Genomic DNA, 24,292 nt, shown 5'->3' with positions numbered 1-24,292 from the left:
TTTTTTTGTAAAAGCTTTTACACCCTATATAACGTCCTGAAAAATGTTTTCTCTCATCTTTTTTATTATTTTTTTATGTAATGGAATACTTTTCCTCAGCCATTGTCTCATATAACTTTGCATTTGAAGAAAATTTTCTCAAGTCTACAGTTTAATTCATGTAGTACACTATTTATGTAGTCGTTCTTTAACTTAGTGTACATTTTATTTTGTTAATCTACTTTTAATTATTTTAAATTAGGAGATGAGATGTGTATGTGTGGAATTACAGGCTGGGTAGATTGGAAGAAGGACCTTTCCAATGAACATGTTGTTTTAGAAAAGATGGCGAATAGCATTGAGCATCGTGGTCCGGATGCTGAAGGATTTTGGTTTTCACCTAGAGCGGCTTTTGCACACCGGCGATTAATTGTAATTGATCCAGAAGGCGGGACACAACCAAAAACATTCCGTGCTGGTGATTATACGTATGCTCTTACTTATAATGGAGAAATTTATAATTTCCGTGAGCTGAGAGAGCAACTTCAAAAATGTGGACATGCATTTGAAACTCATTCAGATACAGAAGTGTTACTACATGCTTATTTAGAATGGAAAGAAGACTGCGTACAACATTTAAATGGAATTTTCGCTTTCGCCTTATGGGATGATCAGAAACAACAATTATTTTTAGCACGCGATCATTTAGGTGTAAAACCACTTTTTTATACAGAAAGAAATGACAGTATTATTTTCGGTTCTGAAATTAAAGCATTATTAGCGCATCCATCTGTCCCTGCTGAAATTGATGCGGATGGAATAAATGAAATATTTGGATTAGGGTTATTTCGAACTCCAGGATGTGGTGTGTTTAAGCATATTCAAGAAGTACGTGCTGGACATTCTATAACATTTACACGTGATAAAAAAGTAGTTATGAAGTATTGGAACTTAGAAAGTAAGATCCATACAGACTCTATAGAAGATACATCTTCTCATATTTTATCTATTTTACAAGATACAGTAAAAAGACAATTAATTGCCGATGTTCCACTCGTTTGTATGTTATCAGGCGGATTAGATTCTAGTGGTATTACTGCACTTGCGGGGAAAGAATTTGCAGAGGAACACAAAACACTTCACACATATTCAATCGACTTTTTAAATAGCGCGAAAGATTTCGAACTGACATTTGCTCGAACTGGTCTAGATGCTCCTTGGGTAAAACGTGTTTCTGAACATGTAGGGACGTCGCATCATGACATTATTGTGAATGCTGAAGAATTAGCAAATCACTTATTCGTTCCCCTTCATGCGAAAGACTTACCAAGTGCAGGCGAAATGGAAACTTCACTATATTTACTATTTTGCGAAATGAAAAAAGATGCAACTGTAGCTTTATCCGGGGAATCTGCCGATGAAGTATTCGGTGGGTATCCTTGGTTTCATCAAGAAGAACTATTATATGTAGATAAGTTTCCATGGTTAACAAACTGGAAAAACACATCTTCTCTATTATTAAACGACGTATCAAAGCAATGTAATCCTGAGCATTATATTCATACACGATTCCATGAAGCTGTTCTTGAAGTACCTACTCTTGAAGGGGAAAGTAAAAAATCCGCGAAACAACGCCAAATGTTTTATTTATTTTTAACGAGATTTCTCCCGTTCTTACTTGATCGTAAAGACCGTATGAGCATGGCTGTAGGATTTGAAGTTCGTGTACCGTTTTGCGATTATAGATTAGTTGAATATTTATGGAACGTTCCTTTCAACATAAAAAGTATTGATAATATTGAAAAAGGCATTTTACGTAGAGCACTAAAACCAGCTTTACCTGACGATATACGAAATAGAAGAAAAAGCGCTTATCCAACTTCACAAGATCCACACTACTTACAAACAATTCGTAATTTAACACTTGATATGTGTAGTAATAAAAACAATCCTATTTTCTCACTCATTAACCATTCCATTCTACTTTCAATTGCTGATCAAAGTAATAAAGAGATTAACACTTTTGAAGCGAGGAGTGCTATGGAGTATATGCTACAAGTAAATGAATGGTTGAAAACGTATCATATTCATATTGCTTAACAAAAAGGAGTTCAAGGACAACAAACCTTGAACTCCTTTTTGTTATTAATTAGCGCATTGTTTATTTTCAGTATCGATAGACCATCCGATAATCGTGGCACAATCTCTACCTTTCCACTGCAGTACATTTGTTAATACCGGCTCAATTTGTAAGCTATTTCCGTCGTGTAATATTTCTACTAAAGATTGATCATCATCAAACCTTCGTTTATCACACTCTAAAATACCGTCCGTTGCCATTACAATGTGGTTCGTACCTTTTTCTAATCCCCTCACACCTGAAGTAAAACAAGGTGTATTTGCTGCGAAAATATTTTTCCTGCCAATATATTCGTAATTCTTCCGTTTATTTAATCGTCCTTTTCCATTCTTCGTTTGCTCAGAATGGAATAAGTATGCGAAACAATCACCAACTGATAGCCAATATAAGAACTCGCCTTTTCGCAAACAAATTAAACATGCAAGTTCTTCATCATTTTGATCACATTTTTCAATAAATAACTCATCTGTGAATAACGCTAATAAGTACATATGTGTATGATGAAAAGCTAAATGTATTGGGTATGAAAATAATTCTTTTAGTTTCTCTTTTCTTTCTGAAATTGCTTCTATTATATAATGGATATTTTTCGTTTTATGATGTGTATCAAAAATCATAACAAATTCAAATTGTAATTCAGGATCCCACCAAGCAAGCACCGCATCTCCTCTTTCATATGCATCACTTTCTTGGTTTCCACCGTATACGCCGACTGAAAGAGGACCACATTTTTCAACATGTATTTCATCTACATACATCTGTTCATGACTAATCCATTTAAATGTATTCACAGCTATCATCCTCTCTCTTGCTAAATGTATACCTTTACACATAGATTACCTTATATTTCAATAAAAATAAACTTTTTCAATATTTTTTATCCAAATAAAAGGATTTTATTTCTGCATTAACGAATATATCTTATTATACGATATAAAAATAGGGGGATTTATTATTATGAAAGACATCAATCAACATTGGGAGAGCATTTATTATCACTTACGATGTGAATATGAGGACAACCTTTCCCACCAAGCAATTCGTATTTTACAAATCGTTTCCCGGGAGAAAAATATAACAATTGGAAAAGTTGCTTCTGAGCTTAGTCTCTCTCATAACACAGCATCTGAACACGTAAAGCGCCTTATTCAAAAGGATTTCCTCCTTAAAGAGAGAAATAAACAAGATGAAAGGGTCGTAAATCTTACATTAACAACCGAAGGAATGGAAGTATTAGAAAAGCATACTTTACTAGATAAAGAAAAGATAAAAATATTAGAATCACAGTTATCAAAAGAAGAACAACAATTAATTGAAAAAGCCTTTTCTTTATTAGCGAAGGAGGCAAAATATGCATTTCCTCGTTAAAGTTATCGTTTCGGCACTTATTATCGGTATCATTACTGAAGTCGCTAAACATTATAGTACGATAGGCGGCTTTATCGCTGCCCTTCCTCTTGTAAGTTTACTTAGTCTATTTTGGATTTCTTTCGAAGGTGGTAACAAACAAGAATTGAGTCAATTTGCTTTAGGTGTATTATATGGATTTCCTGCATCAGCACTACTACTATTTATCGTCTATATTAGTTTAAAAAATTCATTTGCACTTAGTACATCTGTCCTACTCGGTATAGGTGCTTGGTGTATCGTTTTTGCTTGCCAAAAATTATTTCAAACTTAGGAGGAATTATTATTCATAAATTTGTAGAGATATTGGGACAAAATATAGAAGTATATATAAAAGGAAGTAGTAAACAAACTATAGTCATTCAAACTGGAATGACTTGCTCCTTTTATGATTGGCTTCCCATTATGAAAAAGCTTTCCGAGCACTTTACAGTCGTTTCATACCATCGCCCAGGTTACGGAAAAAGTGAGTTGGGAATGTATCCGCGTACCACGATACAAGTAACAAAAGAACTACATATGTTACTAGACAAACTATATATTCATGAGCCAATCATTCTAATCGGTCATTCCTATGGAGGATTATGTGCACAACATTTTGCGATGTTACATGAAGATAGGCTACAAGCAATTCTTTTAGTTGATTCTACTTCCATGAACTTACACCGATTAGACGAACTTCATTTACCGATTTCTGATCAAACTGATTCTGATGATATGTGGCTTCAAAAATATAATACGTACTCCAAAATGGATGTCGACACACTTTATAATGAACAAAAACCTATGCTCGTCAACAAACCAAAACATTATATAGAATTCTCTACATCACCCTCATTATATAAAGCGACGGTTTCTGAACTATCCGAGTGGAAAAACTGTGCTCGTTCAATAAAAGAGCTAGATATAATATTAGAAATACCATTAATCGTTATCGGTAGAGATCCTCATTATTCTATTACTCAAATGATTGAGGGCGGCATGCCAAAAGAGGAAGCAACACAACTTGAATCGACGTGGCAAAAACTAATTCGTGAACAATTTCACCTCTCTATAAACAGTCAATATATTCTAGCTGAACATGCTAGTCACGGAATAGAAAATGATCGACCAGATATTATCATTGAAGCTATTCACTCATTACACACAAAAAAAGGAAGCAACTAAAGCTGCTTCCTTACTTATCTATTCATAATCTTCTTCATCATCAATTTCTTCATAATACGAATACCCATTGCTTACATATATAGGACCATTCGCAACATCAATACGTAGTACCCATGCCCATGGCACAGCTAAACGTTTATGTAATGCTCGCCAAAAGTTCATCGATTTTCTTTCATACTCCTGGAACTCCTGAAGTAACTCTTTATAGGAGGAACCGTCTAACTGAATATTTGCTTCTAACAAACGAGAATGGGCACAGTACTGTAACTCTAGCTCAGCAGCAATTTCCATTTCTTCTTCCGTTGCCATACCAATAATTGTTCCATCTGCTGGTGCAATTTCATATACGTTGTGAACTTCAATAAGCCCTTCTTTCTCTTTCTCAAACATGTAAACAGCCTCCTTTAACATATATTTTTTATGTTACAAAGTCATACTTCTACAATAACTTCTCTCTTTCCTCTTTTTTTGATAAACTTTTACAAAATATTTATCCGATGACCTGCTTCCTCTATTCTTTCAGCAGAAATGAAACGATTATTATCAAAAGTTAATTTGTACACGTCAGGCATTTGAATTGTTTTCCAAAACTGAAAATCATATTTCGAATCAAAATAATTCATAAGTAACACCATAATATTCCCATGAGTACCTATTACAATATTCTTCCCTTTATATTTTCCCAATATATTTTGCATGCATAATATAGCACGCTTTTGTGCTACATCATTTGATTCTCCGCCTTCATATGCAAAAGTCCAATCTTCCCACACATTCTCAATGGCATCATTAAAATCTTCTACTGGCTCTGAACTTAATAACCTTTCCCGTAAATCTTCTTCTATTTGTATCGATACATTATATGTATTCGCAATTCCTTGTACAGTTTGAATTGCTCTTTTGTACGGGCTAGAGATCACAACATCAATATGTCCATCTTTTAATAAGCGTGTTACATTTTCTGCATCACAGTGTCCCTTTTCAGATAAAGGCCGTTCACGTTCTTCTTTTGTATATGTTGAGTGGGCATGGCGAACGAAATATATTGTCGTCATTCTTCAACTTCCTTTCTTATTTTCAATCTATATTCAATGGCATAATTAGAAAATCCTGTATCATTTATAGAAAAGAGTGCTTTTTAAAAAGCACTCTTTTGTTTACATAATAAAATTATTTCATTATAATTTATTTCTAAATTCCTTACTTGTTATAAAATCTTGAATAAAATAATCTATGTTATTTCTAAGTTTTTGATATGTAACTTGATCATCTATATCGTTAAACATAATTACAACTTCCACCTTATTGCCGTTTTTATCCGTAGTATACAAACTTTTTGTCAATACGAATGCGGTAGAACCACCCTTTTGTCCAGCATATTCAAACTTACTATTTTTAACTGTTCCGTTAAAAACATTCTCAATTTCATCTTGCATTGATTTTGGAAAATAATTTCTACTATTTATTTTCCCCATTATACTCATATAATCTTTAGCGTTTGCACCCACTAATCGATCTGACCAAATTCGCTGAAATTCCATATCTACCTTTAATGGGATATCCCGTTTTTTCCATTCTTCTTCATCTTTCATCCATTCATGTATTTGTAACACATGTTTATTATACTCATCCTTTGACATGTTACGTATCGTTTCTAAAGATTGATTTTCTGGCTCATGAAGCTCTTTTTCTACATACCCTCTCATATATAGTGAAGCAGTATACGAAGAGAACTTGTCATGACTAGTAAGCTCTAACTCTTTTATACTTTCATTTACTCTTTCTATTCCAAGCTTTTCTAACAAATATGTTGTATTTGCATTCGAACTATAATGAATCATCCCTTTAGCGACTTCTTCCAAAGCGATTTGTCCATTTTTCACTAACTCTCTCGCTTTAGCATCTTCTAACCAGTTAGGATGCGCTCCACCATCAGTGTTTTTAACGTAATATTTTTCTAGCTCCTGCAATGAAATTTGTTCATCTCGACTTATTTTCCCTTCTGATACTTGCTTAGCAAATTCAACTGCTATTACGATTTTCGCCGTACTCGCCAATGGTAATTTTTTATTTGCATTTATAGAAGTTAATACTTCTCCATTTCTTTTAATAAATAATGAACATGTTTCATCGTCTTTATGTTCTTTTATGTACTTTAATACGTAATCAGGATCTTCTTTTGACAAATAGTACTTCATAATGACAAAGAAAGCTATAACAGCTACTAGAATCACTCCTGCAACAATTCCTATAATCTTAAATATGTTCACAATATACCCCCACTGATTATTAGTTGAACCAATCGGCGTTTACGGGCAGCCCGACTCTCACCTAACATCTTCGCTCCAGCCGAATTTTAAGGTGGGAGTTTTACTGCCCGTTAATGCCAGATACATTCCCTTCTATATAATTATTATAACAAATTTAATTACAAAATTATACAAAACAGAATAACTCTTCCTAAAAAAGAAAGAGTTACTCTATTTCACATGAAGTTATTTGTCCATTTAACGTAACGACTATATTTGATTCGTCACTTTCTTTAACTTCTTTTAGCCGTTTGGAGTTAGGTGGACCAATTACAACCGACTCCTTAATTGGCGAAAGGTCCTTCTCTAATTTCTCTGCACTTACACCGTATGCAGCTTGAAATACTTCTGGTGGTGTTAATCTAAGTATGTCTGATCCTTCTGCTGTTTCAAACTGATCGTTATTGAAGAACAAATGTAATTGTACTTCCTCTGTTATGGCTGTGATCCAATGCCACCATCCCATTGGAATAAAGACTGTTTGCCCCGCTTTTACATGATAATTTTGCAATTGATTCGTTTCAGGATTTAAAATGGATGTAACTGCTTCTCCTGATACAACAACATCTAATTCCCATGCATTCGGATGCCAATGCGGTTCTCGCATATGTCCCTTCGTCATAAATAAATCAACAAATGCTCCTCCAATCATTGCTGGTAACTGCGTTGAAGTAACTTCATATGCAACGTTTTTCTCATCCCTTTTAAAAAAGACATTTTTTCTTGAATCAAAGAAAAGGTTTGGAGTTCCTGAGCTTTTCTTTAAATTTTTATTATCTGGAACATAACCTGACGTACTCATATCATCCCTCTTTTCCGCTCCTAACATTTTGTACTTAACGATGTATCGTATGGAAAAAATAGATGATATGTGCCTATTCAGCACATAATAAAAAAACATGCTTTCATTAGGAAAACATGTTTTGTGATAGCCTTCACATTGTTTAGTTAAATAATAACTCTTTTACTTACCATGATGTAACATTAAATCACTAAGTTCTTCTTCAATGTGATTTAATTTCGCAACGCCTTCTTTCCATTTATGAATATAACGTGAAACTCCAACGAAAAATAAAACAATAATTGTAGAAAGAATAATACCATACACGATTGCTACAGTACTCATAGTTACACTTCCTTATAATTAGTAATGTGGTTATTAGTTATATTTTTATTATAAACCTTTTTCTTTTAAAATACTTCGATTTCAACTTTTTGTAACAAAATTGATTTTTCTAATATTTCGTTCGTAAAAATGGCATATTTTTCACAAATTATACAAAACTTCACCATATGTACTATTACCATATGAGTTATATTATTAAATAGAATAAAGGGGATGATATACTATGACGACTTGGTTTATTGTACTGTTAGTTGTATTTGGGGCATTTAAAATTATCGTTTCTAGCCTTCCTAACTCTGTTATTGAATCCATTATTAGCAAGTACGAAACACATCCACAACTTGAAGAAGAGAATGTGACTGTTACTATTAATGGGAAGAGCGTAGAAGACGAAAAAAAGTCTCAAATCATTCATGATTTTAATGAAGGTTTATTTTTAGATCGCTATTATGCACCGCCTCACAATGAAGGCACTCCTTTAATTATCAATGCAAAACGTGGCAAAAAGGATTTTACATTTTATATTTATAGTCACGAGGAGCATGTTGATGTTGTAAAACAACATAAAAAGAAGGTAGTTGCTTATAGTTTACGCTCTAAAAATCTTCAAAATAGTGATATGTTCGTGTCAGCTGACTTAGCTTAATACTCATATATTAGAAAAAGGAATCCACGAAATATGGATTCCTTTTTTCTCATTTACTGAAAAATAAGCTCTGTCTTCAAACTATCTTTCGGTAACAACCATCCTTTTTTCTCTATACTCGCCATTAATAATTCTCTTTGTTTTGTCGCAATACTTTCCTCATTTGTTTTAAACGACACTTCTATTACGAAGTCATCTTCTATCTTCCCAGTATTACTTAATGGCCAAATTTCAATATTCGTTTTTATATTTTCAAATTCACCTGTATATCGTTTCATTAATACAGGACCGTAAATGTGAGAATCCCTTAACATTTCTTCTCCCCAATTCGTATACAACCATTTGTTCATTTTCCCTGGTAACTTTTCTATTAACATATTTTGAGAAGCTTGTTCATTTGGTAAATCAAGTACCCCATATCCTTTCGCACTGTAACTTTTCTTATTTGAAATACTTAACGTTTTCTTCCCAAATCCCCAATCTATTTCCGCCTCATAACTATCAGTTTTACTATCAAATCCTTCTTTTTTAGCTACTTCTAGTGCATCTTGAATTACACCATTTTGAATAGGATATCTTTTTTTATATGTTAGCTCAAAATCTTTACTAAATTCTTTCTTTCGAATTCTCGCAAACCAACCTTCGTTACTTAAACTTTTATTCGCCGTATCTAAAAATTGCACTTGTATTCTTTCATCATTTGTACCAGCTTGGAAATGTTCTAGTACCTCTTGCTTCATCTCTTTGTTATAACCTAATACTTGTTCTGGCTTTAATAATAACTTCACTTCAAAACCAGGTTTCATTGGACTAGCAGCAAACCCTTCCATCACGTTATAAAGGAAACAACAAAAGAAAATGCTTACGAATACAAATACTTTTTTCATATACCTATCCCCTTTACATTTTAAATGACTTCTATACGTTCCATTGCAAGTGAATATATATTTTCATATCCTGCTGTACTTAGCTTTTGTTGTAATCGATCCGTATCCTCTTTATGAGCGTGCACTAACAAAGTATGTTCCGGTAATAATATATTTAACATGGCCTTAACATCACCCATACTTTGATGAACTTTATACGGAACTCGATTCACCCTACATGTATTCCTTACATGCTCTTTCATAACTTTTTCTGCAAAACTCTCTTTCGCAATATGTCCTGTAAAAATAATGGAATTCCGTTCTTCATGCCGAAGTTGTTCATAGTATAACTGTGCGCGTTTCGTTTGCATATTCGCATCACTCATTACAACTATTCCGTAACTATTTTGTATACTAATGTCATGATCCATAACGATTATGTTTCTTTTTAAACTCTCCATAACCCATTGAAGTTCTTCATTATTTCTTATCCAATCTTTATATAGGAACATCTCTTCAAATCCAGCCAAAATTTCTTTATCTACTATAAGCGGAAATTCTTTATATCGTTCATATAAATACAATACTATATCTTGCGCCCTACCAAGTTGCGGCAGCGGTAGTAATGCTATTCCTTTATTTTTCATAACTCGTTCAATTTCTGCACATAGATCATCTAATCTTTCATTTTGCGAAACATCATCAGTATGGTAAGCGGCATCTACAATTGCAATTTTTATATTGCTTCGCAACTTCTCAGGTAAATTAGCTCGTAGTATATTAGATTCTGCGGAATAATCACCAGAATAAAATACGTATGTATTACACATATCCACTAAAAACCAAACCGCTCCTAATACATGCCCACTATACCCCCATTGAAACCGCAATGTAGGAGTAATCTGTATCCATTCATTTGGATTACTAATCTCATCAATACATACATAATTTAAATCTTTTATATTTTGATCGTTATAAGGTACATTCCACCCTTGCGAAAGATTGTAGTTTCTCCATTTTTCAAAATAAGCTGAAAGTTGTTCCTTTGTATAACGAGTTGTCCAAATTTTTTTCTTATATCCATACTTCGCTAATAAAGGTAAACCCATCGTATGATCTTCATGAATATGCGATAAAAATACCGCCTCTAAAAATGGAACGACTTCTCTTTCTATTTTTGGATAACTATCTTCATACGATCGATTAATACCACAATCAAATACGATTTTTGTCTCTTTATTTTTTACAAAATAGCAGGAACGACCGTACTCTCCTGCTCCTCCCCATACTTCTACCCTCATCATGCGACCCCTTTTCTTTTTTGCTCCATATGTTGCAGAAGTAATAAGCATAGTGTTGTAAGTCCAACAGAAACAACTGCCATCGCCATTCCTATAGATACTTCCCCCTGTTCAAATTGAGCAAAAATAAACGTTGCTGACGTTTCTACTGATGGAGGTAATACGAGAAGCGATGCTACTAACTCTCGTATTGAAATCGTAAATGTCATCGCCCATCCAGCGAGAATGCCAGGAATAATAAGAGGCAATATTATTTTCCTAAAAATATAAATATAATTCCCGGAAAAAATACTTCCTGCCTGCACAAGAGAGTCATCAATTTGTCCGAGCGATGATTTTACATACTGCACTGTATAAGGTAAAAAAAGAACAACATACGTTACGATAACCATAACAGGTGTATTGTAAATGGACATAGGCATATATGGTGAATTCCAAAATAAAATAAGACCTACAACCATCACTATTCCTGGTACCATATTCGGTAACATACCGCACATATCAAGCCATTTTTCAGAAGACTTCTTCCCCTTTCGAATCATAAGTGCTAAAAAGACTCCAATCATTACAGCAACAACCGCTGTTACGAGCGAAAAAAGAAAACTGTTCCATAAAGCTTCTAATCCTGGAGAACCCATTGTAAACAATGCTTCATAATGACTTATTGTAAAGTTATTTACATGTAATCCACCGCCTCTTAATTTCGACAATGAAGCAATTAGTATAGAAAAGTATGGGATACCAATTGATACGATTAGCAAACTAATCACATAAACCCATGCTACAACGCGCGCAAATATAGACAAAGTATACCTTTTAGATTTCACACCTTTTCCACTAACCATTGCATATGAATACTTTCGATTCAATACATTTTGCATATACCAAATGAGCATACATGCACTAAGTAATAAAGAAGATAATGCTGTTGCACTACTAAAATCAATCGGCCAACTCGAAATAAATTTATGGATTTCTGATGTTAACACGTGGAATCCTATTCTACGCCCAAATGTAGCTGGTGTTCCAAATTCAGCAATCGTCTTTACGAAAATGAGTAAAGCACCCATGACATAGCTTGATACTAATAACGGCAATATTATTTTTCGTAAACGATAGAAAAAGCTCCCACCATGAACTGCTGCCGCTTCTTCTTTACTACTCCCAATCTGAAGTAACGTGTTTTTCAACATGAAATAAAGGAATGGGAATAAATGCAGACTCATAATTAAGACCATACCTCCTAAACTAAAAAACGATGATGAAATCGTCTTTAGCATCGGAAAAAATTGTTCAAAATAGCCCTTAGGTTGCATGAACAAAATCCATCCCATCGATCCGATATAAGGCGGGGTCATAAATGGAATCATAAAAACAATATCTAACTTACTATACTTTCCTACATCTGTTTTACTCATAATGAACGCCAATGGAAATGCAAATATTGTAGCTCCTATTACAACGAGTACACCTAGCAGCATCGAATTCAGAAAAATCCCAGCTAATCCGCCACTCTGCATGACTTCAAAAGGCTTTAAAAAATTCCAACTGCTATTTTCATATACACTAGAAAATAAAATGAGAAAAAGCGGAATGACGATTAACATCGCCACAAGTAACAACGCTACTGTCATTCCAACTTGTCTTACTGACACGAATCGATTTACCATGTAATCACCATCTTATTGAAATACTTTCTTAAATTGTTTTCCTATTGCATCTTGTTCTTTCTCAACTGTTTTCCAGTCAATATGTAATACTGGAATCTCTTCTACATTCGGTCTATTTTCAGCTTTTATATCTTTTCTACCTGGCAATAAATACGCTTTAGAAACTTGTTTTTGTACATCATCTGATAATAAATAATCAATAAACTCTTTTGCACCTTCTACATTTTTACTACCCTTCATAATGCCTGCTGCACGTGGACTAATAACTGTTCCGCTTTTTGGATATACGATATCAACCGGTTCACCCTTAGCTTTTGCACTGTACGTCATATAATCAACACCCGCAATTACCATATCTTTCGCACCTGTTACAACTGGGTCTAACGCTTCTTGGTTTGCCCCCGCTACTGTACCTTCATTTTTCTTAAGTTGTTCAAATAATTTCCATCCATCTTGTCCATTCTTTTTCACATATCCTGTTACAAAGTCTAAAGCTGAACCTGAAAGTGCTGGATCTGGAAGATTCACTTTTCCTTTCCATTCTCCTTTCGTTATATCGCTCCAATCTTCAGGTGCTGTTTTCACATTTTTTGTGTTGTACACAATTCCTAATGCGGAAGCACTATATCCGAAATAATGTCCTTTATCATCTGACCATTCAGAACGTAGCTTATCAGCTTGTTTCGCTTCTTTATAAGGTAACGTTTGACCATCTTTCTTTAGTCCTTCCATCGCTGGTAAAGAAGCGAGTACGACAACGTCAACGACTGGATTTTTCTTTTCAGCTTCCATTCTCGCTAAAATCTTACCTGTTGTTCCTTGAAACATTTCCACTTTTATACCGGTTTTCTTTTCAAAGTCCTTTTGAATTTTTTCTGCTAATCCTTTCGGTCCTGCACTATATACAACAATTTTCTTTTCATTAGAATTTTTATTTTTTGCATCTGCACTACCTGTCTTTGAACTACAACCTGTTACTACAGCTGAAAATAGTAAAGTACATACAAATAAAGACTTAAGCGAACTGAATTTCTTCATACGACTCTCCCCCTATATGATGAATACATTTTTTGGGTACATATAACGATACCGGTTTACCGACGCTTAGCTTACTATTGTGATAAGCTGTCCATACACCGAGTGTCCCCATGTTTACTTTCACTTCATAACGTTCTCCTACATATGTAACGTGCTGAATTTCACCTGTATACGTATCGCACACTTCATTTTTTGCCCAGTTCACGTGCTCTGGACGAACCATTTGTTTATTCTCTACAAGCCAATTTGCCTTACCAACAAACTTTGCAACAAATTCATGAGACGGCTTCACATAAATATCTTCTGGCGTTCCTTTTTGTAATACTTCTCCTTGTTTCATGACAATAATTTGATCTGACATTGACATAGCTTCCGTTTGATCATGCGTTACATACAATGCCGTTAAGCCAATAGAATGAACGATATCCATAAGCTCTAAGCGCATTTCTTCACGCAAAATTGCATCGAGTGCACTAAGCGGTTCATCAAACAAAATAAAATGAGGTTTTGTTACAATTGCTCTAGCAAATGCAACACGTTGCTGCTGTCCACCAGAAAGTTCGTGTGGATATCTTTTCTCCATACCTTGCAGGCGAACTCGTTTTATCGCATCTTCTACCTTTTCTCGTAAATGATTCGTTTGCTTTGTAGCCCTTAATCCAAATGCAACATTTTCAAACACAGTCATATGCGGCCATAAAGCAAAATCTTGAAATACCATACCGATATTCCGTTCATGAGGAGATGTTTTTATTTTTTTCGCACCAGAATACATACACTTATCTCCAAAATATATTTCACCTTTATCCGGCTCTTCAAGCCCTGCAATCATTCTAAGTAAAGTCGTTTTTCCGCATCCAGAAGGTCCTAAAAGTGTGGTAAATTCCCCTTGTTTCATGACAATTTGCAGTGGTTTTAACGCCTGTGTTTGTCCAAATGTCTTTTCTAATCCGTGAATTTTAATATCCATTGTTTCACCTCTCTCCCCTCATTCTTAACCTGCTTTCATTCTATATGGAGGATTTATACTGAATGTTAATGTACTGTAAAGATTAAATTAAAAAACTTCTAATAAACTATTTATTTCTATAGATTTTTTCTATAGTTAAAATAAAAAAGGCGGGCAATTCATAATGAATCTCTTAAAATTAGAAATTGTAGTACTTATTAAGAAATACAAAAAGCTTACGATTGTTGCAGAAAAACTTGGCGTGAAACAACCTACTATTACATTTCATATAAAAAGCTTAGAAGAGGAACTCGGTGTGTCTTTATTTGAATTACGTTCCGGAAGGTATTTCTTAACAGAGGCTGGCGAGGCATTGCATCATTATGCTTGTAAAATAGATGCACTTATGAAAGAAGCTAGGCGGGTCACACAAGAGTTTAAAGATTTTCATAAAGGTGCTATAACAATCGGTGCTAGTTATGTACCAGCGACTTATCTTTTACCAGAAGTTGTTCACCAATTTCAATGCGAATTTCCTAATATAAAAATAACACTCATGGTAAAACCAGCTCCTGAAATTCGAATCATGCTACAAAATCATGAAATTGATCTCGGAGTAATTTCTGCTGCACCATTTGATGAACCACTTTTAAAACAAACGAATGTAATGCCTGATACACTTGTTCTCGCTTTTTCCAAAGAACATCATTTTGCTAAAAAGACAAATGTATCATTACAAGATATCGAAAAAGAACGTATATTATTGCATCGTAATCCATCTACAACGAGAGATTTACTTACACAATGGACACTAGCACATAACATCACATTCCAATCTGAAATTGAACTAGATTCATTAGAAACGATGAAACAAATTTTAAAATACGGGAATGGCGTCGCTTTTATTTCTAAACTTGCTATTGAACAAGAAATACAGCGAAATGAGCTATGCTATATACCAATTCCAAGATTTGAATTTCAGCGTAACATTTATACGATTCATCATGAGGACAGATGGAATTCTAAAATCATTTCTTTTTTACTACATAGCATCATTTCTTTCGCAGCCAAAAATTAAAAGGCTGTCGTTATACACGACAGCCTCTTAAACTAAAACTCTATTTATTTTTCTTCGCCTCAATTTTTGCTTGTGCCTCCTCAGCCTTATCTAATGCTTCTGAAACTTTTTTCTCTTTTTTTTTCACTTCATCTATACTATCGACAGCTTTAATAAGTTTATCGATTCCTTCTTCTTCTACTTTTCTCCGCTTTGCCACTCTTTCATTTACTTTCTCTTCCACATCTTTTGCTTTTTGAAGCATATTCTCTGCATTTGATTTTACAGATTTTTCAAGTTCATCATCTTTTTTCTTTTGTAACACTTCATTTGCAATATCTTTCGCTTCTAAATACTTACCGTCTTTTAATGCTGTTGCTCCGTGATCCATTATCTCGGCAATTTCTTTATATGATTTCGCTTCATTTCCTGATTTCTCTTTTTCTGCTTTTTCGAACCACATTGTTGCATCACTATATTTTTCATCTTTCAATGATTGCATACCTGTTTCAATATACGTGTCATAATTGCTACATCCAGCCATTACAACTAACAGAAAAAGCATAACAAAACTTATTTTTTTCATGATGTTTTCTCCTTTTCTTTGTCTGCTCACTTTACTGTAACATACATGAAAAAGAGTTTCAAAAACTAAAATACTAATTTGGTCATTTTTTATCATTAAGTCAAATTTTCTTTTAGGCTGACACATCCACTTGCTTTTTTGCTACATGCTTCTTCACTCCAACTAAAACAACTAACAATAATCCTCCGCCTATTGTCATCATAACAATGCTAGTCGGTAACATATCTAATAATAATCCATATACAATCATACCAAGCGGTGCAATGGCAGTAGCAATTGTTTCAAGCAAACCGAAAACGCGGCCTAAATAACTTGGATCTGTCGTCTTTTGCAAATGTACTTGCATCGGGATATTTACAGCCATCATTGATATACCCGTTAAAATCATAAAAGCAATATAGTACATAAAACTTACTACTTTCGGAATGGTAACTAACAATGGGAAGACTGTACATAAACTTAAACCCGCAAATAAAAACAGCCCAATATAAACAGAGCGAAACGGATTATTCACTTCTTTACGTACTGATAATGCAATCGCACCAATTAGCATCCCGACTGCTAACATTCCCTCTACAACACCGAGTTGCTTCGAGGATAAATGCAGGTTTTGAATAATAATAAATGGTAGTGAAACGAACAGTGCACTTGCAAAAAAGTTTACCCATAGCCCTATTTTCATTAAACCATATATTTCATGCTGTCTTTTTATATATGAAAAACCTTCTTTTATACTCATCAAGAAATGCTCTTTACTTTCAACCATTTCTTTTTTATATAAATCAAATACGATAAATAATTGTACAATTACCGCTAAAAAGAATGTAATACTATTTAACAGAAAGAACGATTTAATTGAAAAGAAACCAAATACAACTCCGCCAATAATTGGTGCTAAAATATTCGATAATGATGCTGCAGTCTGGTTCAAAGCACTCGCTTTTTGAATACGCTCCTCATCTACTAAATTAGGAATAGACGAAGTTAATGCTACAGAATAAAAACTTGCACAAATTGATAATAATGCCGCTGATACATAAATAAACAGTAGTGATGGCCCAAAAGTAGTTGCAAGAATAAACATAATAAGCATCGTTAAACTACTTAATAAATCTGTGCCAATGACAAGCCATTTTCGATTGACGCGGTCAGCTACAGCACCTGCAATTGGGCCACAGATCATTCTTGGTATTGATCCGCAAATAAGAGTAGTTGCAAACCCCATTCCTGAACCAGTTGTCTTTAATACGTATAACCCCATTGCAAACGTATAAATACCCGCCCCTAACAAGGACGTCATTTTTCCAATCATCATTAAAATAATATTTCTCGTTGCAATCTTCATTTTCCAATCATGTTGACCTATACTTACATCCCCCATTATGACACTCTCCCCTTAAAAGTTAAATTGTGTTAAACTTATTATATAATCAACTTTCCAATTTTTACAATAAAAAGTTTAATTGTGTTTAACTTTTAAATTATAAAGGAGCATATAATGGCTACTCTCGGTGCAAAAATTAAAACGTTACGAAAAGAAAAAAAGCTTACTCAAACTGATTTAGCAGGTTCAGAACTGACAAAAAGTATGCTAAGCCAAATTGAAAACGGAAAAGCTACACCTTCCATGAAAACATTACAATATATTGCTGAAAAACTTGGATGCGAAACGAGTTTTTTACTAGAAGATGATGATGTGGAAACGATAGAACTCATTCAACAAATGGAACAACTAATAAAAGCAAATAAGTACGATGAAGTATATGAGATCTTACTACCTATCGTTCAAAAAGAGCTACCTCCTACTTTGAATACCGCTCGTTTATATAAACAATTTGTAACAGCTGCGGCTAAAATGAAAGATTACAATATTGAACATTACGTGGAAAAGGCTACTTCTATTTTTGAAAAATATACGTTATACCGGGAAAGTACGGAAACAAAATTAAAATTATCCTTTACGATATTCACACGTAAAAAGTATGCTGAATGTTTACAACTCATTGCTAGCATCCGAAATGACTATGAAGAGAAACATTTAGAAATGGATCTCATTATACATATCGAGTTATATTTATATGAGGCGATTATTTTTCTTGCATATGGTAATTACGAACAATGTGAAAGTGTCATTTTAGATGCACTTGCATTTTCAAAAAAACATCAAGTGTATTATAAAACAGATGAATTTTACCGTATTTTATCTTACCAAAAAGTCCTAACGGCTGATAAAGAACAATATTTACATTACATAAAAAAATCAGAGCAATTTGCCATTTTTACAGAAGATACTTTATCTGCAGCGGTTATTAATCTTTTAAAAGCTTACTACTACAACACAATTACTCATGAATATACTATTGCATTAGAACATGTAGAACAATTTCGAGAAAAACTAAAAGATGAGCGAATTTTTCAAGATGATGGATCGTATTATCTTGAAAAAGGAAAAGCTTTGTATGGTTTAAAACAATACGAAGAAGCTTTAAAAACATTACAACGTGCTATCATACCAGATTATATAAACCATCCACTTGATCACGCACGGCTTACAACAGCTGGGGCATATCGTGCTCTTTGTTATGTCAAACTTAATGATAAAAAAAGAGCTCTTGAAGAAGTAACAGAAGCATATGAAATCGTACAGTCCTATCCTGATTCCATCTTCACTTCATTTATTAAAGAAACATTACAAATAATACAAAAACTTTAAGAATGTCTCGAAATGGTATATTATTCCTCTTTTTTAGCAAAGATAATAATGATGGGAGGAATATAAATGAATATTCAACGTGCAAAAGAGCTTTCTGTGTCAGCGGAACATACCAATGTCAGTTTTCAAGGCATGCCTGTTATGATTCAACACGTCGACGAAAGCAACGAAACCGCCCGCATATATGAAGTAAAAAATCCAGGTCGCGAATTAACTGTTCCAGTTAATAGCTTAGAGGAAATATAAGAAACGCCACTTCAATTTTTTGAAGTGGCGTTTTTCTTTCTTTAGATTATTTATTATAAATTTCTTCTATCTTCTATTTTACATGGGATGAAAAAATTAGAATTTTCTACTTCTTTTCTTTTTGTGACCTGCTAAAATACAAACTATGGATGAATTATTCGTACTATACATTAAGGAGGAAAGACAATGAAATCTGATTTAGAAAAAAACAAACCTTATTATGCAGTTATATTCACTTCTAATTTATCAAATGATACAACAGATTATAGTACCGTTGCCGAAACAATGGAGGAACTTGCGAAACAGCAACCTGGATTTTTAGGTGTAGAAAGTGCACGAGATAATTCGGGCCTCGGCATTACAATCTCTTATTGGGAATCACTTGAAGCAATTGAAAATTGGAAAAAGAACGCCTTACATAAAGAAGCGAAAAAAAGAGGCCGTGAGCAATGGTATGAAAACTTCCACTTGCGTGTTTGCCTTGTAGAGAAAGAATACAAGTTTCAAAGAGAAATTTTGTAATGATGAAGAAAAAATTAGCTCTCGTTGTTTCACATGAAATATATGGTGTAAATGATCATATGCATCATGTAATTGACCACTTCACTTCATCTCAAATAGATGTATTCTGCCCGAATCTTCTAAAATTACAACAGGCATTTCATTATAATAATGAAGAAAAAGCATACCAATATTTTATGAACCACATTGGATTTGATGGTGGAAAAAAGCAAATTGAGGAACTCATTCATAGCCTTTCCAATCGTTACGCACATATTGGACTTATCGGCTTTAGCGTTGGAGCTACCATCTCATGGCTATGTAGTAACAATCCAAAACTAGATTTTATTATTGGATGTTACGGCTCTCGTATACGTGATTATGTTCACATGAAGCCTGCATGCGCTACATTACTGATTTTTCCTGAAAAAGAAATTAGTTTTTCAGTATCCTCCTTAACGAAAACATTACAGCAACAAGATAATCCTTTATTAGAAATAAAACAACTACAAGGTGAGCATGGATTTTTAAATCCATACACTGAAAAATATAACGAACACTCTACAAAACAAGTATACAATTTAATAGATTCATTTCTTATGAATGCACTCTTATAAAGGAGGTTCTAATGCCCCTTACATTACTCTTACTTATTTTCATAATCATTGCCTTTATATCAGCGCTAACTCTCATTTTTATAACAGTTAAAAATGAGAAATTTTTAAAACGTCCCTATTCACAATCCATTATCGTTTGTATTTTATTTTTGACAAATTGGGTACTATATGTAACAACTTTTTATTCGTTACTCCCCAAGAAAATGAGTGAGTTCATATTTTTACCCATTTGGTTTTTCCTTTGCATTTTAGGATTTATCGTCTTCTGGCGCGAATGGAGAAATAATCGTGTGTTCTCGATATGTATCGGTTTTCTTTCTTTTATTAGTTTTCTATTCGGAGTGTTGTTGTTAGTTCTTTCAGGAATGTAAAAGAAAAGGAAGAAAAGCACGACATCAACTTTTCTTCCTTCTATCTTTACCTTTAGACTTCACTGTCACTGATTCACAAGGTGTATAATAAATTTGAGGTGTCGCCTTATCAACAAACATCATAAACGTAATAAAGCCGATAATAAAGAAAATAAACAACGTTAACAATATTGCTCCTATCGTTAAAAGTATCATAACACCACCCCTATATATTTCTTATTATTACACCTTTCGCTATTATATAAGCCGAATCCTTTCTAGAAAAAGAAACGTAACAAAATAATCACAATCACTCCAGTTAATACGGTTCCTAATAGACTACGAGTATAGATTGCGACAAGAAATGTTGGAATTGCGGCGATAAGATAATCCCACTGCATCGTCTCATGCATAAATAATACTTGTGCTAAAAGTGCTGCTAATATCGCAATTGGTATGTAATTTAACCATTTTAAACCCCAGTCTGGAATTTGTATTTTACTAAATACGAGAAGAGGCAAAATACGCGGAACGAGTGTGACAGCTCCTGCCGCTAGTAATAGTAATAATACATCTAATCTCATTTCCATTTTTCAATCAGCACTCCAATCGTCGCAGCTAGTAATGTTGCAATAATAACTGCTATACTATCTGGCATAAATAAGTGTAAAACGTATGCGATAATAATCGCTACAATTGCTACACTGAGATGAATTGCTAGTTTCGGTTTACTACTTATTAGCTGAAGTACAAATAATCCGATAAACATCGCTGGTAATGCATAATCCATCCCGTACGTATGAGGGTCTGGTATCCACTCACCAAAAAGCCCCCCGATAACTGTAGCAAGAATCCAATTTAAATACGCTGTTACATTAAGGCCCATCATCCATTTCTCGCCTAAATATCCTTTTTGCGCTGCTTGTTGCACTGCAACGCCGAAAGTTTCATCTGTAATTTGCGAACCAATTATTACATTTTTAAAAAGAGGTATCTTCGTGAAGTAAGGCGCAAGTGCCGCACTCATTAATAAGTGACGTAAATTAACAAAGAACACGGTAAAAATAATTGCTGAAGCTGGGGCACCTGCTGCATACATCCCCGCTAATATAAACTGAGCAGAACCTGCGTAAATTAACGTGGACATAAAGGCGATTTCTATGACCGAAAAACCTGCTGTTTTCGCAATAACACCAGCTGCTATACCAATGCTCAAATATCCAAATACAGTTGGTAAACAATCCTTTACACCTTGCTGAAATGAATCATCGCTCTGCAGTTTCATATGTGCTTGAGCTTTATTCACCATTATCTCCCTCCATTTCTTCCATCGTGCGTTTGCCTGTTACGACATGAACTAAATCTATGTTTTCACGCCATAATGTATCTAATTTATCAGCTCCAAACTCCTTCGTAATCTCTTCCACCATAATATCGTGCCGAACATACTCTGTAGCGACGAGTACTAAAGCTGGATCATACGTTGTCACCGCCCATGAAGTGCTATCATTTGAAAAGTTAGCAATTAATACTTCTTCCCCATCACGCGCGATAACAGTTAAATGACCTCCCATTCTCTTTTCAACGACGTGAGGTGTCATATAATTATGATGAAATGTCGCTCCTATTTTTGTTTCTGGAGCACCAAATAAAATGGAAAAAATATGTACGCCTTCCTCTTCCTTTTGATGAATGAACGGCTCAATCTCGTGCACTTGATCTTCCCATACTGAAATCCATAGCTCTTCTTTTGCTCTATTAATTATATTGCATATTTCTTTCAAAACACGATCATTTGAGCGAATATGCGAAATTACATCAATTTGCCGCTCTTGTTCTAAACAATTTAATTTCTGGTCTAAAAATGCAAAGGACTTTTCAAAGTCTTTTCGCATTCGATCCATTAATTCCGTAGCTGGCACTGGTACATATTTCACTGGTTCAGAAGGAACGATATGCACCGCTCCTTTATCCATCAACTTGCCAAGTACTTCATAAATCATCGAACGAGGTACCCCTGTTTGTTTACTCACTTCGTATCCTGTTACTGGGGAATGTTTTAATAATCCAATGTACGCTTTGCATTCATATTGGGAAAAACCTAGCTTTTGTAACTCTTTTATTATTTCATCCATCGGTAACCCCTCACAATCTACATAGCTCTCATTTGAAAACGATGCATTCATTTTATATTAGTAGTTATTACTATACCTACTAATATAAAAAAAGAAGACCTATAAAGTCAATTGATAATTCTGAAATTTTAACAAAAAAGAAAAAGCCTTCTTATGAAAGGCATTTTCTACATAGTATTCTACTTATTTTAACAGCAAAGTATTTAATGAAGTCCCCTCTAAATGTTCACGCAAAGTTGAACCTGTATATTCTTCCCTAAATATACCCGCCTTCACAAATAACGGAATAACTTCACTAAAGAATAGATCCAATGATTTCTGAGGCCCACCTGGAATTGCAATAAATCCATCTAGTGCTCCTGCTTCAAATCTTTCCATAATTTGCTGGAATACATCTTGTGGTGTACCAATCGCAACCCAATGAGCAGAACAAACAACTTCTGGTCGTTCTAGTATTTGTTCAACAGTTGGTTCATTTTTAATGATGAAATTCCGTAATAATTCGGCATGTGTTTTACTACGTACAGTTTGCTCTCTACTTGGCAACATATCTTCCTTTATCTTACTTTCTAGTAAAATTCCTCTAGCATCTAATCCGAGTACCATTTCAAGTAAAGCCAATCTCTTCTCCATTGTGAGATGTTGATGAGCTTGCCTATGCATCTCTAGCGCTTCTTCATATGTATCACCGATAAAGAAATACAATCCAGGTAATACCCGTACATCATCTTGCTTTCGGCCATGCTTTTCTGCTCTTCTTCTTAAATTTTGACGAAGTTCGATTCCTGATTCTATATCTGGCATCGCGGCGAAAATCGCATCCGCAACAGAAGCAGCGAAATTCCGGCCAGCCTCTGAAGCACCCGCTTGAAATAATGGCATTTCTCCTGAAATATGCTGCGGAATATTAAGTGGTCCTTTCACCTCAAAGTATTCACCACTGTGCTCAATAGGCTTTACCATCTCTCTAATGACTTCAGTGTTATCTACTTTCAAAACTTCATAAGGATGGCTTCTCCAAAGTTTCCTTACTAACTCTGTACATTCGGCAGCTTTCGCATATCGTTCCTCAGATGGCGGCATCCCTGTCTCACCAAAGTTTTCTGCACCATCAATGGATGTGACAATATTCCAACCTACTCGGCCATTACTAATCCAATTTAAAGATTGTAATTGCCTCGCAAGTATGTATGGTGGATAAAACGATGTGGAGGCAGTCGTAACCACTCCAATTTTTTCTGTTGCATACGCAATAGCAGTAAATAATAATGTCGGATCTAACATTACATTCCCCTTATTACGAGCGATTAAATCCGGGTGCGCCACTAAATAATCTGCTTTAAAAACAAAATCTAACTTAGCCTCTTCTGCCTGTAGTGCCAACTCTACTTGTTCATCTATCCCTGAATTAAACATACTCTCTTGTTCTTTCTTTCTAGAAATTAAACATAATCCAATGCAAAGTTTCTTTTTAGTAGACATAAATACA

Annotated in this window: 30 protein-coding genes; 11 read left to right on the top strand and 19 right to left on the bottom strand. The window is 34.3% G+C overall.

Annotation, left to right across the window (positions count from 1 at the left end):
* The first annotated feature begins 255 nt into the window (after positions 1–255).
* The gene (asnB, locus tag MHB70_RS07595) at positions 256–2,079 is read left to right on the top strand and encodes an asparagine synthase (glutamine-hydrolyzing) (RefSeq protein WP_061530117.1); all 1,824 of its coding nucleotides are present in this window, start codon (positions 256–258) and stop codon (positions 2,077–2,079) included.
* 45 nt (positions 2,080–2,124) lie between these two features.
* Here the strand turns inward: asnB and MHB70_RS07590 are convergent, their stop codons facing one another.
* On the bottom strand, positions 2,125–2,952 hold the full coding sequence (locus MHB70_RS07590) for a protein phosphatase 2C domain-containing protein (protein WP_002047737.1): 828 nt from the start codon (positions 2,950–2,952) through the stop codon (positions 2,125–2,127).
* Positions 2,953–3,076: 124 nt separating this feature from the next.
* Between MHB70_RS07590 and MHB70_RS07585 the strand changes: the two genes are divergently transcribed.
* The 3 genes from MHB70_RS07585 to MHB70_RS07575 are packed head-to-tail and all read left to right on the top strand — an operon-like array spanning position 3,077 to position 4,693.
* Positions 3,077–3,487, top strand: coding sequence for a MarR family winged helix-turn-helix transcriptional regulator (locus MHB70_RS07585; protein WP_000651923.1), 411 nt, complete (start codon positions 3,077–3,079; stop codon positions 3,485–3,487).
* Positions 3,471–3,800, top strand: a complete 330-nt coding sequence (locus MHB70_RS07580; protein WP_000545617.1) for a DUF3147 family protein — start codon at positions 3,471–3,473, stop codon at positions 3,798–3,800. The genes MHB70_RS07585 and MHB70_RS07580 overlap by 17 nt, the downstream gene beginning before the upstream one ends.
* Positions 3,761–4,693 (top strand): alpha/beta fold hydrolase, encoded by a 933-nt coding sequence (locus tag MHB70_RS07575; RefSeq protein WP_061530118.1) that lies wholly within the window; start codon positions 3,761–3,763, stop codon positions 4,691–4,693. Before MHB70_RS07580 ends, MHB70_RS07575 begins: the two co-directional genes overlap by 40 nt.
* 18 nt (positions 4,694–4,711) lie before the next feature.
* Here MHB70_RS07575 and MHB70_RS07570 read toward each other — a convergent pair whose 3' ends face one another.
* The 6 genes from MHB70_RS07570 to MHB70_RS07545 all read right to left on the bottom strand — a co-directional run bounded on the left by MHB70_RS07570 (position 4,712) and on the right by MHB70_RS07545 (position 8,310).
* A complete protein-coding gene (locus tag MHB70_RS07570) occupies positions 4,712–5,083 on the bottom strand; it encodes a hypothetical protein (RefSeq protein ID WP_000461765.1) in 372 nt (123 codons plus the stop codon).
* Positions 5,084–5,172: 89 nt separating this feature from the next.
* Positions 5,173–5,748: a histidine phosphatase family protein gene (locus MHB70_RS07565; RefSeq protein WP_061530119.1), complete on the bottom strand. Its 576-nt coding sequence runs from the start codon at positions 5,746–5,748 to the stop codon at positions 5,173–5,175.
* Positions 5,749–5,871: 123 nt separating this feature from the next.
* A complete protein-coding gene (locus tag MHB70_RS07560) occupies positions 5,872–6,963 on the bottom strand; it encodes a serine hydrolase (protein WP_001019994.1) in 1,092 nt (363 codons plus the stop codon).
* A gap of 205 nt (positions 6,964–7,168) precedes the next feature.
* Complete coding sequence (locus tag MHB70_RS07555) at positions 7,169–7,804, bottom strand: cupin domain-containing protein (RefSeq protein WP_061530120.1); 636 nt, start codon at positions 7,802–7,804, stop codon at positions 7,169–7,171.
* A 162-nt stretch (positions 7,805–7,966) separates the two neighbouring features.
* Positions 7,967–8,128, bottom strand: a complete 162-nt coding sequence (locus tag MHB70_RS07550; protein WP_000108701.1) for a hypothetical protein — start codon at positions 8,126–8,128, stop codon at positions 7,967–7,969.
* A 65-nt stretch (positions 8,129–8,193) separates the two neighbouring features.
* Positions 8,194–8,310 carry a hypothetical protein gene (locus MHB70_RS07545; protein ID WP_002011946.1) on the bottom strand — a complete coding sequence of 39 codons (117 nt, stop codon included), beginning with the start codon at positions 8,308–8,310 and terminating at the stop codon, positions 8,194–8,196.
* 41 nt (positions 8,311–8,351) lie between these two features.
* Here MHB70_RS07545 and MHB70_RS07540 point away from each other — a divergent pair, with 41 nt between their 5' ends.
* Positions 8,352–8,774 carry a YfmQ family protein gene (locus MHB70_RS07540; protein WP_000214566.1) on the top strand — a complete coding sequence of 141 codons (423 nt, stop codon included), beginning with the start codon at positions 8,352–8,354 and terminating at the stop codon, positions 8,772–8,774.
* Positions 8,775–8,827: 53 nt separating this feature from the next.
* Here MHB70_RS07540 and MHB70_RS07535 read toward each other — a convergent pair whose 3' ends face one another.
* Genes MHB70_RS07535 through MHB70_RS07515 form a run of 5 tightly spaced genes read right to left on the bottom strand, consistent with a single transcriptional unit; the run spans position 8,828 to position 14,619 of the window.
* Positions 8,828–9,661, bottom strand: coding sequence for a hypothetical protein (locus MHB70_RS07535; protein WP_061530121.1), 834 nt, complete (start codon positions 9,659–9,661; stop codon positions 8,828–8,830).
* Between the two features lie 20 nt (positions 9,662–9,681).
* Entirely contained in the window at positions 9,682–10,944 is a 1,263-nt protein-coding gene (locus MHB70_RS07530; protein WP_061530122.1) for an MBL fold metallo-hydrolase, read from the bottom strand.
* Positions 10,941–12,611 (bottom strand): ABC transporter permease, encoded by a 1,671-nt coding sequence (locus tag MHB70_RS07525; protein ID WP_000248157.1) that lies wholly within the window; start codon positions 12,609–12,611, stop codon positions 10,941–10,943. The genes MHB70_RS07530 and MHB70_RS07525 overlap by 4 nt, the downstream gene beginning before the upstream one ends.
* A gap of 12 nt (positions 12,612–12,623) precedes the next feature.
* A complete protein-coding gene (locus MHB70_RS07520; RefSeq protein WP_000714709.1) occupies positions 12,624–13,649 on the bottom strand; it encodes an ABC transporter substrate-binding protein in 1,026 nt (341 codons plus the stop codon).
* Positions 13,627–14,619 carry an ABC transporter ATP-binding protein gene (locus MHB70_RS07515; RefSeq protein WP_000351785.1) on the bottom strand — a complete coding sequence of 331 codons (993 nt, stop codon included), beginning with the start codon at positions 14,617–14,619 and terminating at the stop codon, positions 13,627–13,629. The genes MHB70_RS07520 and MHB70_RS07515 overlap by 23 nt, the downstream gene beginning before the upstream one ends.
* Positions 14,620–14,782: 163 nt before the next feature.
* Between MHB70_RS07515 and MHB70_RS07510 the strand changes: the two genes are divergently transcribed.
* Positions 14,783–15,676 (top strand): LysR family transcriptional regulator, encoded by an 894-nt coding sequence (locus MHB70_RS07510; protein WP_001050617.1) that lies wholly within the window; start codon positions 14,783–14,785, stop codon positions 15,674–15,676.
* Positions 15,677–15,716: 40 nt separating this feature from the next.
* On the opposite strand, the gene MHB70_RS07505 is transcribed toward MHB70_RS07510, so the two are convergent.
* Positions 15,717–16,241 (bottom strand): DUF4398 domain-containing protein, encoded by a 525-nt coding sequence (locus MHB70_RS07505; protein WP_061530123.1) that lies wholly within the window; start codon positions 16,239–16,241, stop codon positions 15,717–15,719.
* 112 nt (positions 16,242–16,353) lie between these two features.
* Positions 16,354–17,622, bottom strand: coding sequence for an MFS transporter (locus MHB70_RS07500; RefSeq protein ID WP_000503120.1), 1,269 nt, complete (start codon positions 17,620–17,622; stop codon positions 16,354–16,356).
* 117 nt (positions 17,623–17,739) lie between these two features.
* Between MHB70_RS07500 and MHB70_RS07495 the strand changes: the two genes are divergently transcribed.
* The 5 genes from MHB70_RS07495 (at position 17,740) to MHB70_RS07475 (ending at position 20,689) form a co-directional block, all read left to right on the top strand.
* Complete coding sequence (locus tag MHB70_RS07495; RefSeq protein WP_000212333.1) at positions 17,740–18,954, top strand: helix-turn-helix domain-containing protein; 1,215 nt, start codon at positions 17,740–17,742, stop codon at positions 18,952–18,954.
* Between the two features lie 66 nt (positions 18,955–19,020).
* Positions 19,021–19,200 (top strand): H-type small acid-soluble spore protein, encoded by a 180-nt coding sequence (locus MHB70_RS07490; protein ID WP_061530124.1) that lies wholly within the window; start codon positions 19,021–19,023, stop codon positions 19,198–19,200.
* Between the two features lie 186 nt (positions 19,201–19,386).
* A complete protein-coding gene (locus tag MHB70_RS07485) occupies positions 19,387–19,722 on the top strand; it encodes an antibiotic biosynthesis monooxygenase family protein (protein ID WP_000834001.1) in 336 nt (111 codons plus the stop codon).
* 2 nt (positions 19,723–19,724) lie between these two features.
* The gene (locus tag MHB70_RS07480) at positions 19,725–20,318 is read left to right on the top strand and encodes a dienelactone hydrolase family protein (protein WP_033657381.1); all 594 of its coding nucleotides are present in this window, start codon (positions 19,725–19,727) and stop codon (positions 20,316–20,318) included.
* Positions 20,319–20,329: 11 nt separating this feature from the next.
* On the top strand, positions 20,330–20,689 hold the full coding sequence (locus MHB70_RS07475; protein WP_001131598.1) for a hypothetical protein: 360 nt from the start codon (positions 20,330–20,332) through the stop codon (positions 20,687–20,689).
* 24 nt (positions 20,690–20,713) lie between these two features.
* On the opposite strand, the gene MHB70_RS07470 is transcribed toward MHB70_RS07475, so the two are convergent.
* The 5 genes from MHB70_RS07470 to MHB70_RS07450 all read right to left on the bottom strand — a co-directional run bounded on the left by MHB70_RS07470 (position 20,714) and on the right by MHB70_RS07450 (position 24,285).
* Complete coding sequence (locus tag MHB70_RS07470; protein ID WP_000602233.1) at positions 20,714–20,884, bottom strand: DUF3951 domain-containing protein; 171 nt, start codon at positions 20,882–20,884, stop codon at positions 20,714–20,716.
* A 62-nt stretch (positions 20,885–20,946) separates the two neighbouring features.
* Positions 20,947–21,258, bottom strand: coding sequence for an AzlD domain-containing protein (locus MHB70_RS07465; RefSeq protein WP_000425939.1), 312 nt, complete (start codon positions 21,256–21,258; stop codon positions 20,947–20,949).
* Positions 21,249–21,977, bottom strand: a complete 729-nt coding sequence (locus MHB70_RS07460) for an AzlC family ABC transporter permease (protein WP_061530125.1) — start codon at positions 21,975–21,977, stop codon at positions 21,249–21,251. The genes MHB70_RS07465 and MHB70_RS07460 overlap by 10 nt, the downstream gene beginning before the upstream one ends.
* Positions 21,967–22,803, bottom strand: coding sequence for a TrmB family transcriptional regulator (locus MHB70_RS07455; RefSeq protein ID WP_000343347.1), 837 nt, complete (start codon positions 22,801–22,803; stop codon positions 21,967–21,969). The genes MHB70_RS07460 and MHB70_RS07455 overlap by 11 nt, the downstream gene beginning before the upstream one ends.
* A 183-nt stretch (positions 22,804–22,986) precedes the next feature.
* Positions 22,987–24,285 (bottom strand): NtaA/DmoA family FMN-dependent monooxygenase, encoded by a 1,299-nt coding sequence (locus MHB70_RS07450; protein WP_000104860.1) that lies wholly within the window; start codon positions 24,283–24,285, stop codon positions 22,987–22,989.
* Between the last annotated feature and the right edge of the window lie 7 nt (positions 24,286–24,292).

It is taken from the genome of Bacillus sp. FSL M7-1020 (assembly GCF_038050415.1).
GTDB lineage: Bacteria > Bacillota > Bacilli > Bacillales > Bacillaceae_G > Bacillus_A > Bacillus_A toyonensis.
Note: the sequence above shows the minus strand (reverse complement) of the source record. Positions and strands in the feature narration are given on the sequence as shown.

Coding starts and splice junctions, on each gene's coding strand:
- MHB70_RS07570 (WP_000461765.1), bottom strand. CDS start 5,083: ATGTTTGAGAAAGAGAAAGAAGGGCTTATTGAAGTTCACAACGTATAT.
- MHB70_RS07565 (WP_061530119.1), bottom strand. CDS start 5,748: ATGACGACAATATATTTCGTTCGCCATGCCCACTCAACATATACAAAA.
- MHB70_RS07530 (WP_061530122.1), bottom strand. CDS start 10,944: ATGATGAGGGTAGAAGTATGGGGAGGAGCAGGAGAGTACGGTCGTTCC.
- MHB70_RS07580 (WP_000545617.1), top strand. CDS start 3,471: ATGCATTTCCTCGTTAAAGTTATCGTTTCGGCACTTATTATCGGTATC.
- MHB70_RS07525 (WP_000248157.1), bottom strand. CDS start 12,611: ATGGTAAATCGATTCGTGTCAGTAAGACAAGTTGGAATGACAGTAGCG.
- MHB70_RS07510 (WP_001050617.1), top strand. CDS start 14,783: ATGAATCTCTTAAAATTAGAAATTGTAGTACTTATTAAGAAATACAAA.
- MHB70_RS07540 (WP_000214566.1), top strand. CDS start 8,352: ATGACGACTTGGTTTATTGTACTGTTAGTTGTATTTGGGGCATTTAAA.
- MHB70_RS07550 (WP_000108701.1), bottom strand. CDS start 8,128: ATGAGTACTGTAGCAATCGTGTATGGTATTATTCTTTCTACAATTATT.
- MHB70_RS07480 (WP_033657381.1), top strand. CDS start 19,725: ATGAAGAAAAAATTAGCTCTCGTTGTTTCACATGAAATATATGGTGTA.
- MHB70_RS07470 (WP_000602233.1), bottom strand. CDS start 20,884: ATGATACTTTTAACGATAGGAGCAATATTGTTAACGTTGTTTATTTTC.
- MHB70_RS07465 (WP_000425939.1), bottom strand. CDS start 21,258: ATGGAAATGAGATTAGATGTATTATTACTATTACTAGCGGCAGGAGCT.
- MHB70_RS07505 (WP_061530123.1), bottom strand. CDS start 16,241: ATGAAAAAAATAAGTTTTGTTATGCTTTTTCTGTTAGTTGTAATGGCT.
- MHB70_RS07475 (WP_001131598.1), top strand. CDS start 20,330: ATGCCCCTTACATTACTCTTACTTATTTTCATAATCATTGCCTTTATA.
- MHB70_RS07490 (WP_061530124.1), top strand. CDS start 19,021: ATGAATATTCAACGTGCAAAAGAGCTTTCTGTGTCAGCGGAACATACC.
- MHB70_RS07455 (WP_000343347.1), bottom strand. CDS start 22,803: ATGGATGAAATAATAAAAGAGTTACAAAAGCTAGGTTTTTCCCAATAT.
- MHB70_RS07535 (WP_061530121.1), bottom strand. CDS start 9,661: ATGAAAAAAGTATTTGTATTCGTAAGCATTTTCTTTTGTTGTTTCCTT.
- MHB70_RS07485 (WP_000834001.1), top strand. CDS start 19,387: ATGAAATCTGATTTAGAAAAAAACAAACCTTATTATGCAGTTATATTC.
- MHB70_RS07495 (WP_000212333.1), top strand. CDS start 17,740: ATGGCTACTCTCGGTGCAAAAATTAAAACGTTACGAAAAGAAAAAAAG.
- MHB70_RS07460 (WP_061530125.1), bottom strand. CDS start 21,977: ATGGTGAATAAAGCTCAAGCACATATGAAACTGCAGAGCGATGATTCA.
- MHB70_RS07585 (WP_000651923.1), top strand. CDS start 3,077: ATGAAAGACATCAATCAACATTGGGAGAGCATTTATTATCACTTACGA.
- MHB70_RS07555 (WP_061530120.1), bottom strand. CDS start 7,804: ATGAGTACGTCAGGTTATGTTCCAGATAATAAAAATTTAAAGAAAAGC.
- MHB70_RS07450 (WP_000104860.1), bottom strand. CDS start 24,285: ATGTCTACTAAAAAGAAACTTTGCATTGGATTATGTTTAATTTCTAGA.
- MHB70_RS07515 (WP_000351785.1), bottom strand. CDS start 14,619: ATGGATATTAAAATTCACGGATTAGAAAAGACATTTGGACAAACACAG.
- MHB70_RS07545 (WP_002011946.1), bottom strand. CDS start 8,310: ATGGTAATAGTACATATGGTGAAGTTTTGTATAATTTGTGAAAAATAT.
- MHB70_RS07500 (WP_000503120.1), bottom strand. CDS start 17,622: ATGGGGGATGTAAGTATAGGTCAACATGATTGGAAAATGAAGATTGCA.
- MHB70_RS07520 (WP_000714709.1), bottom strand. CDS start 13,649: ATGAAGAAATTCAGTTCGCTTAAGTCTTTATTTGTATGTACTTTACTA.
- MHB70_RS07590 (WP_002047737.1), bottom strand. CDS start 2,952: ATGTGTAAAGGTATACATTTAGCAAGAGAGAGGATGATAGCTGTGAAT.
- asnB (WP_061530117.1), top strand. CDS start 256: ATGTGTGGAATTACAGGCTGGGTAGATTGGAAGAAGGACCTTTCCAAT.